Origin of the sequence: Microbacterium sp. UBA1097, assembly GCF_002313585.1 — a bacterium.
In the GTDB taxonomy this organism is placed as follows: domain Bacteria; phylum Actinomycetota; class Actinomycetes; order Actinomycetales; family Microbacteriaceae; genus Microbacterium.
Map to the genome: position 1 here is coordinate 1 of NZ_DCBW01000042.1, position 7,570 is coordinate 7,570.

Sequence of the window (7,570 nt, forward strand, 5' to 3'; positions counted from 1 at the left end):
CAACCTGCCTGGACATCACACCTAAGCCGGGCCGCATTGCGGCGCGGCAAAGCCTGAGCCGGGCCGCATTGCGGCGCGGCACGGCCCCGTGCCCCACGTCGGGCTTCATGCCTCGTTGAGGATCTGAATCGCTTCTTCGCCGGGGCTCCCTGGTCGCTACTCTGGCCGAATGAGCACCCCAGACGCGGCGACGGTCGCCGGCGCTGCGCGATCGACGTCCACGCGCGTCGCAGTGTTCGCCGCCTACGCGGCTCAGGGACTCGGGTATGCCGTCGTGGTCACCTCCCTCCCCGCGCTCAAGCAGCGGCAGGGCGTGGATGACACTGTCGTCACGCTCATCGTGCTGGGTGTGGCTATCGCCGCAGCCGGCGGGTCCGTGCTCGCCAACGCCCTCGCCGTGCGGTTCGGAAGCCGCACCGCCCTTGTTGTGGGGCTTCTCCTTCAAGCTGCGGCCCTCCCCGCGATTGCGCTACCGACACCGTTCCCGCTCTTCGTCTCGCTCTTCGCGGTGTACGGCATCGGCCTCGGCTGCGTGGATGCAGCGACCGCGATGCAGGGGGTCATCGTGCAACGCGCGCACGGCAAGCCGCTCCTCGGCGGCTTCTTCTCGGCCTATACGGCTGCCGCGATCGCCGGAGCCCTCCTCGTATCGGCAATCGCGGCGTCACCCTTCGCCGCGGGCGTGGCGATCGGGACGGCGGGCGTGGCGATCCTCGTGGTGGCTGTTGTCGGCATCCGTCTGTTCGCCCGCGAGGTGCCGATCGAGACCGCTCTCCCGGCGTCCGAGCGCGCTCGGCTCCCCCGGGCAGGCATTTGGGCGTTCGGCTTCGTCATCCTGGCGGTGTTCGTCGTCGACTCCGCCGTGAGCACCTGGAGCACGGTCTACCTGCAGGACGACCTCGGGGCCCTGCCCGCTCTCGCGCCGCTCGGATATGCCGCTTACCAGGCGTGCGTGCTGATCACCCGCCTCGCGACTGACAGGCTCCTGGGCATCATGAGCAGGCGCCGGCTGGTCGCAGGCGCGATCGTCGTCTCGGTGGTCGGTGTCGTGGCTGTCGCTCTTCTGCCGTTCGAGATCGCCGCGATCGTCGGCTTCACGCTGGCCGGCGCGGCCACCGGCATCCTGATCCCGGTCACCTTCGGTGCGGCCGGCGACCTCGCACCCGCCCACTCCGACCAGGTGATAGCCCGGGTCAACATCTTCAACTACGCGGGAGCGATCCTCGGCGCCGTCATCGTCGGCGTCCTCGCTGACGGTCCAGGACTTGCTCTCGCATTCCTCATCCCGGCGGCGGTGCTCGCGGCATCCCTGTCGGTGGTCCACTGGTTCCGCACGGATTCACGCGCCTCCGCCGAGGCGGATGCTGCACCTGAGGCTCGCTAACCTGAGAACGTGAGTTCGCCCGACCGCAAGAGCCGCGACACCGCACGCGCGGCACAGCAGCAGGAGGAGACCCTGCGTGCGCGGTGGGAGGAGACCCAGGAGCGCCTGCTCACGCGGTTCGAGGAGCCGATCTCATTCGCGACGCGGGTCACCAAGCGAACGCTGGCGTGGTTTCCGGTTCGCGTGTGGCGCCACTTCCTGATCGCCAACGGGTTCCTTCTGGCCGCGGGAGTGAGCTACCAGGCACTGTTCGCGATCTTCGCTGCTGTCTACGTCGCCTTCGCGCTCGCTGGGCTCTGGCTGGGCGGCAGCGAAGAGGCCATCCAGAGCCTCATCGACATGATCAATCGGTACATCCCGGGGATGATCGACCAAGACGGACCGATCACCCCCGACGCGGTATCGGCGATCGCCACCGACTCGGCGAGTCTGTTCGGGATCACGGGTGCGATAGCTCTCGTGACCTTGATCTGGACCGCGATCGGCTGGGTGACGTTCTCTCGACGCGCTGTCCGCGAGATCTTCGTGCTGCCCCCCGACCGGCGGCCGTATCTGTTGCTCAAGAGCGGCGATCTGCTGGCGGCGGCGCTGTTCGGCATCCTGCTGCTGGTCGGCGGCGCGCTGGGTGCCGCTGGGACCTGGGCACTCGACATCGTGTTCTCGCTGCTGGGGCTGGATACGGGGTCGGTGTGGTTCTCGATCGGGGTGCGCGCCGCGACCCTTCTGATCTCCTTCGCCATCAATGCCGCGGCGCTGGCCGCACTCTTCCGGTTCCTCACCGGCACGAGCCTGCGGTGGCGCACGATCTGGCCAGGAGCTCTGCTCGCCGGAGCGGCGGTCACGGTTCTTCAGCTCGGGGCCGGGTGGCTGCTCAGCTACACGCCGACGAACGCGCTGCTGGCCACCTTCGCGATCTTCGTCGGTCTGCTGCTGTGGTTCCGACTCATCGGCATCATCATGCTGGTCGGCGCAGCATGGATCGCGATCTCGGCCCGCGACGAGAACATCCCGCTCTTGGAGAAGACCGAAGCGGAGCAACTCGCTGAGGAGCACGCCGCGCTGCTGCTCGCGGCCCAGGTGCGCCTGCGCACCGCACAGGAAGCGCTCGATGCCGCCCCGTGGTACGCGCGGTGGGCGGCGTCCCGGGACGTACGCCGCGCCGAAGAGGAGCTGGCGGAAGTGAAGGCGTCGGCGCCGCCGACGCCCCGCGGACCCAGCGCGCTTGACGGCTTCGTCTGACACACCGCGCGCCGATCACGAGCCGAACGACGTCAACCGGCTCAGCGCGAACACGATGATCGCCCCGTTGAAGAAAAACGAGATGACGGAGTGCACCGTCATGAGCCATCGGATGCGTGACGAGTACGTCTCGACATCCGATACGGCGAACGTGGTGCCGATCGTGAAGGCGAGATAGGTGAAGTCGACGATCGAGGGTTCCGGAGTTCTCGGGAACCGCAGCGGCGGCTCCGCGGCGGTGCGGTAGCGGTACATGTACCACTGGGCGAAACCCCAGTGCAGAAGGCCCCAGGAGAGCACCATCGCCCAGATCCCGATGAGGCGGAAGATGAGGCCGGTATTCGACCCGTCGTCTGCGATGACGACGGTGATGGCTGCGATCACGCCGATGAGGCTCGGCAGAACCGTCACCGCCACCAAGACGACGCTGACCCAGGCGCTCCGCTCAATCGCAAGGGACTCCGGAACGGGATCTCCGCGGTACGCGAGCACGGCGAGAATCACCATCGCGCCGACGGCATAAGCCGAGCCGGCGATGCACCACACCACGAGCGCCTCGATCGTGTCGTCCGCGATGACAATGAGTCCGGTTGCGGCGACGGCTAGCTGCAGTGCCCATCCGAGGATGAAGAACGTGGCGCGCCCGCGCCTGCTCAGGACGGCTCGTACCACCGCGACCTCCGGGCTTCGCGACGTCGATCGCGCGCGCCGCGCGTCGTCTCGACGAGCGTAGCGCGGGACCGGGTGTCGGTGACGGCGCCTAGGCTGAAGCGCGTGCCCCGAACCGTCCGCATCGCCTCCATCAACGTCAACGGCATCCGCGCCGCTACCCGCAAGGGAATGCTCGAGTGGATCGACCAGGCAGGTGTCGACATCATGGCCCTGCAGGAGGTCCGTGCGAACGAAGAACAGCTGACGGCGGCCCTTCCCGGGTGGCGGATCGTGCACCATGAAGCGCTCCAAAAGGGCCGCTCCGGTGTCGCGGTAGCGAGCCGGATGGATGCCGGGGCCTTCCGGACAGTGCTCGGCCCAGAACCGCTCGACCAGTCGGGTCGCTGGATCGAGGCTGACTTCGACATCGACGGGGAAACGCTGACGGTGGTGAGCGCCTATGTTCACTCCGGCGAGGACGGCACCCCCAAACAAGATGCCAAGTACGCCTTCTTGGACGCGATGCAGGCACGGCTGCCCCAGCTTGAGGCCCACTCACCACTCGCGCTCGTTATGGGCGACATGAACGTCGGGCACCGCGAGCTCGACATCCGCAACTGGAAAGGCAACCTCAAAAAGGCCGGATTCCTCCCCCGCGAGCGCGCATACTTCGACCGCATCTTCGCTCCCGCGGGCTCCGAGATCGAATGCGTCGACGGATCCAACGGCACCGGACTCGGGTGGGTGGATGTCGGACGCCGCTGGGCCGGCGAGGTCGATGGACCGTACTCATGGTGGTCGAACCGCGGCCAGGCCTTCGACAACGACACCGGGTGGCGCATCGATTACCACCTCGCCACTGCTCCGCTGGCCGAGCGGGTCACGGCGTACCGAATCGACAGGGCACCGTCGTGGGACACCCGCTGGAGCGACCACGCGCCGGTCGTCGTCGACTACACGATCGGCGGGTGAGCGAGACGGCTGCCACATCGCCGCGGCCTAGGATTGTCGGGTGACCAAGCCCCGCCTGTACTCCGGAATGCAGCCCTCCGCCGACTCCCTCCAGATCGGCAACTACATCGGCGCGCTCATGCAGTGGCGGGATCTGCAGGAGGCCTACGACGCGTTCTTCTCGGTCGTCGACCTGCACGCACTGACGCAGCCGAACGATCCGGCCGAGCTGCGTGAGAAGACCCGGCGCACCGCGGCCCAGTACATCGCCGCAGGCATTGAACCGTCGAAGTCGACCCTGTACGTGCAGTCGCACGTTCCAGCGCATGCCGAGCTGGCATGGGTGCTCTCGACGCTCACCGGCTTCGGTGAGGCGGGGCGGATGACCCAGTTCAAAGACAAGTCGCAGCGGTACGGCCAGGATGCGACATCCGTTGGGCTGTTCACCTACCCGGTGCTCATGGCGGCCGACATCCTGCTGTACCAGACCGACATCGTGCCCGTCGGTGACGACCAGAAGCAGCACGTCGAGCTCACGCGAGATCTTGCCGAGCGCTTCAACGGACGATACGGCACCACCTTCCGGGTGCCGATGCCCGTCATTCAGCAAGACACCGCCCGGATCTACGACCTGCAGAACCCGACGGCGAAGATGTCGAAGTCGGCCGAGTCGGATGCCGGCGTGCTGTGGCTGCTGGATGAGCCCGCCAAGAGCGCCAAGAAGGTGATGCGTGCCGTCACCGACAGCGAGGGCTCGGTGCGATACGACCGCGAGAACAAGCCCGGTGTCTCGAACCTGCTCGTCATCTACGCTGCCCTCACTGGTCGGCAGATCCCCGCGATCGAAGACGAGTACGCCGGCCGCGGCTACGGCGACTTCAAGAAGGGTCTCGCCGACGTCGTCGTGAACGAGTTCGAGCCGGTGCGGGCTCGGGCGCTGGAGCTGCTCGATGACCGGGCCGAACTCGACCGGGTTCTGGCATCCAACGCTGCTCGCGCCGAGTCCGTCGCACGCTCGACCCTTGGCGACGTCTACGACCGAATCGGTCTACTGCGCCGCGCCTGAGAACCCTGCGGCGCCGCGAGGTCGCTCACCAGACGCTGTCCCCGCGGATCACGACGTCGCTTCCGCCGTCGACAAACACGACCTGACCGCACAGGTGCGAGTTCTCGGGGCCTGCCAGCCAAGCGAGCAGCCGGGCAACGACAATCGCTTCGGCGAAGCCGTTGAGCGGCATGGGAACCGCCTGCTCGATCATGGAACGACCCTCGTCGGTCTCCATGAGCGGAGCAACCATCGGCGTGAGAATGACGCCCGGCGCTACGGCGTTCAGGGGAATTCCCGCCCCTGCCCACTCCGGCAGAGCGGCGTGGCGACGAATCCACCGTGCGAAGCCGACCTTCGTCGAGCTGTAGATGAGATTGCCTGTCTCGGCGTCGGCCGCAAGTTCAGTGGCGCGCGCGAGCGCCCCGGGTTAGTCCCCGCCCAACTCCAGATCGACAAGCCGCGTGTCCGACGGCTGCAGGCTCGCCATCGACGAAACGCCGACGGCTCGGGGCGCGACGGATTCCAACAGCAAAGGACGCAGTCCCTCGAGCGTCGCGACCATCCCGAAGTAGTTGACTCCGACAGTCGCAGGCGCAGGCACGGCAAGCCCAGCGATCGCGAGGATGCCATCGATCCTGCCGCCGGACAGACGATTCACCTCGACGACCAGCCGCTCCCTGCCTTCGGTTGTCGTCAGGTCGACCTCGACATCGCTGTCGTGCAGGTCCACGCCGATCACCCTGTCGCCTCGCTCGACGAGGAGATCCGCTGTCGCCTTGCCGATACCGGAGGCAGCGCCGGTCACAACGTAGGTACGCATCTCGGAGTCCTTTCTCCCTCACGCCGGGGCGCGGAGCGCTCCGTAACGCTATGGCTCTGACGCTACGTGTGCTGAACCCGAACAGCGAGAGGCGAAGGTCCCGAGATGCCGCTTAGGGTGGGGCGATGGATGTCGTCGTGCTGTGCACCGAGCGCTGCGAACTCTCGCCGCCGACCGACGCCGACGTGGATGAGATCTTCGAGGCGTGCCAGGATCCGGCGATCCAGCGATACACCACCGTGCCTTCGCCGTATCTCCGCGAGCACGCCGAGCAGTTCATCCCTCGCGTGCAGCGCCACTGGGCCGAGGGAAGAGAGGCGACGTGGGGCATCCGTCACGACGGGCGCCTCGCCGGAATGATCGGGCTGTACCGTCGGGAGACAGAGGCTGCTGAGCTGGGGTTCTGGATGTCGCCCTGGGCGCGTAGGCAGCACCTCCTCACCGAAGCTGCCACCGCGGTCGTCGACTTTGGGTTCGAATCCGCGGGAATGTCGCTGGTGCGCATCGAGTGGCGCGCCGTCGTGGGAAACACCGGGTCGGCGCGGACGGCTCGCGCACTCGGATTCCGCTACGAGGGGACGCTGCGCCAGGCGCTCGCCGGCCCTCTACAGCGAGACGATGCCTGGATCGCAGGCCTTCTTCCCGGCGATGACCGCACGCCGGTAGCGTGGCCGGTCCTCGATCGGGGTCTGCCGCCGATTCCCACCCCATGACAGGATGGCGCCATGCCCGAGATGCCGGAAGTGCAAGGACTCGTCGACTACCTTGCCGGGCGCCTGCCGGGGCTCACTGTCACGCGTGCGACTGTCGCCAACATCGCGGCGCTCAAGACGTATGACCCGCCCCTCGACGCGCTCGTCGGCGCGCGGGTCGCGTCCGTGTCACGCCACGGCAAATTCATCGATATCGAAGCGGACTCGGATGCTGCTGCGTCTCTGCACCTGATCTTCCACCTCGCGAAGGCGGGATGGCTCCGTTGGTACGACCAGCTGCCGAGCACGATCATCCGCCCTGGCAAGACCCCCATCGCGCTCCGCGTCGGTTTCTCGGATGGCTCAGGCTTCGACCTCACCGAGGCGGGCACGAAGAAGTCCCTCGCCGTGTACGCCGCCCGAGACCCTGCAGACGTGCCGGGCATCGAGCGACTCGGCCCCGATCCGCTGGATCCGGGATTCGATCGTGACGCTCTCGCCGCGCTCCTTGCGGGCCGCCGGACGCAGATCAAGGGCGTCTTGCGCGACCAGTCGATCATCGCCGGGATCGGCAACGCCTACTCCGACGAGATCCTGCACGCGGCACGGATGTCGCCCTATGCCTTGGCCGCGAACCTGACCGATGCCGACATCGACACCCTGTTCGCCGCGATGCGGCACACCCTCACCGAGGCGATCGCGGAGGCATCAGGCAAGCCGCCAGCAGATCTCAAGGATGCCAAGCGCCGCGGGATGCGGGTGCACGGCCGTCGCGGCGAGGCCTG

General features: G+C 67.4%; 8 protein-coding genes and 1 pseudogene. 6 read left to right on the top strand and 3 right to left on the bottom strand.

Features of this window, described 5'->3' with window-relative positions; translation table 11 throughout:
- The first annotated feature begins 169 nt into the window (after window positions 1–169).
- Both B4F19_RS10270 and B4F19_RS10275 read left to right on the top strand, forming a co-directional pair.
- Window positions 170–1,384 carry an MFS transporter gene (locus B4F19_RS10270; RefSeq protein WP_292734636.1) on the top strand — a complete coding sequence of 405 codons (1,215 nt, stop codon included), beginning with the start codon at window positions 170–172 and terminating at the stop codon, window positions 1,382–1,384.
- Between the two features lie 9 nt (window positions 1,385–1,393).
- Window positions 1,394–2,623 (top strand): YihY/virulence factor BrkB family protein, encoded by a 1,230-nt coding sequence (locus tag B4F19_RS10275; RefSeq protein WP_292734639.1) that lies wholly within the window; start codon window positions 1,394–1,396, stop codon window positions 2,621–2,623.
- Between the two features lie 15 nt (window positions 2,624–2,638).
- Here the strand turns inward: B4F19_RS10275 and B4F19_RS10280 are convergent, their stop codons facing one another.
- Window positions 2,639–3,295 carry a DUF1345 domain-containing protein gene (locus B4F19_RS10280; protein ID WP_292734641.1) on the bottom strand — a complete coding sequence of 219 codons (657 nt, stop codon included), beginning with the start codon at window positions 3,293–3,295 and terminating at the stop codon, window positions 2,639–2,641.
- A 102-nt stretch (window positions 3,296–3,397) separates the two neighbouring features.
- Between B4F19_RS10280 and B4F19_RS10285 the strand changes: the two genes are divergently transcribed.
- Together B4F19_RS10285 and trpS are read left to right on the top strand one after the other, a co-directional pair.
- Window positions 3,398–4,246 carry an exodeoxyribonuclease III gene (locus tag B4F19_RS10285; protein ID WP_292726350.1) on the top strand — a complete coding sequence of 283 codons (849 nt, stop codon included), beginning with the start codon at window positions 3,398–3,400 and terminating at the stop codon, window positions 4,244–4,246.
- Between the two features lie 40 nt (window positions 4,247–4,286).
- Window positions 4,287–5,291 (top strand): tryptophan--tRNA ligase, encoded by a 1,005-nt coding sequence (gene trpS, locus B4F19_RS10290; RefSeq protein ID WP_228179180.1) that lies wholly within the window; start codon window positions 4,287–4,289, stop codon window positions 5,289–5,291.
- Between the two features lie 25 nt (window positions 5,292–5,316).
- Here trpS and B4F19_RS15800 read toward each other — a convergent pair.
- Together B4F19_RS15800 and B4F19_RS15805 are read right to left on the bottom strand one after the other, a co-directional pair.
- Window positions 5,317–5,646 (bottom strand): annotated as a pseudogene (locus tag B4F19_RS15800) (SDR family oxidoreductase); the annotation flags it as partial.
- A 54-nt stretch (window positions 5,647–5,700) separates the two neighbouring features.
- Window positions 5,701–6,093, bottom strand: coding sequence for an SDR family NAD(P)-dependent oxidoreductase (locus tag B4F19_RS15805; RefSeq protein WP_349675949.1), 393 nt, complete (start codon window positions 6,091–6,093; stop codon window positions 5,701–5,703).
- A 125-nt stretch (window positions 6,094–6,218) separates the two neighbouring features.
- Between B4F19_RS15805 and B4F19_RS10300 the strand changes: the two genes are divergently transcribed.
- The gene (locus tag B4F19_RS10300; protein ID WP_292727071.1) at window positions 6,219–6,806 is read left to right on the top strand and encodes a GNAT family N-acetyltransferase; all 588 of its coding nucleotides are present in this window, start codon (window positions 6,219–6,221) and stop codon (window positions 6,804–6,806) included.
- 12 nt (window positions 6,807–6,818) lie between these two features.
- On the top strand, window positions 6,819–7,570 hold a 752-nt coding region (locus tag B4F19_RS10305), incomplete at its 3' end, for a DNA-formamidopyrimidine glycosylase family protein (RefSeq protein WP_292734645.1).

Excerpts from the sequence above, each read along its gene's own strand:
- B4F19_RS10270 (WP_292734636.1), top strand. The coding sequence starts at position 170 with ATGAGCACCCCAGACGCGGCGACGGTCGCCGGCGCTGCGCGATCGACG.
- B4F19_RS15805 (WP_349675949.1), bottom strand. The coding sequence starts at position 6,093 with ATGCGTACCTACGTTGTGACCGGCGCTGCCTCCGGTATCGGCAAGGCG.
- B4F19_RS10300 (WP_292727071.1), top strand. The coding sequence starts at position 6,219 with ATGGATGTCGTCGTGCTGTGCACCGAGCGCTGCGAACTCTCGCCGCCG.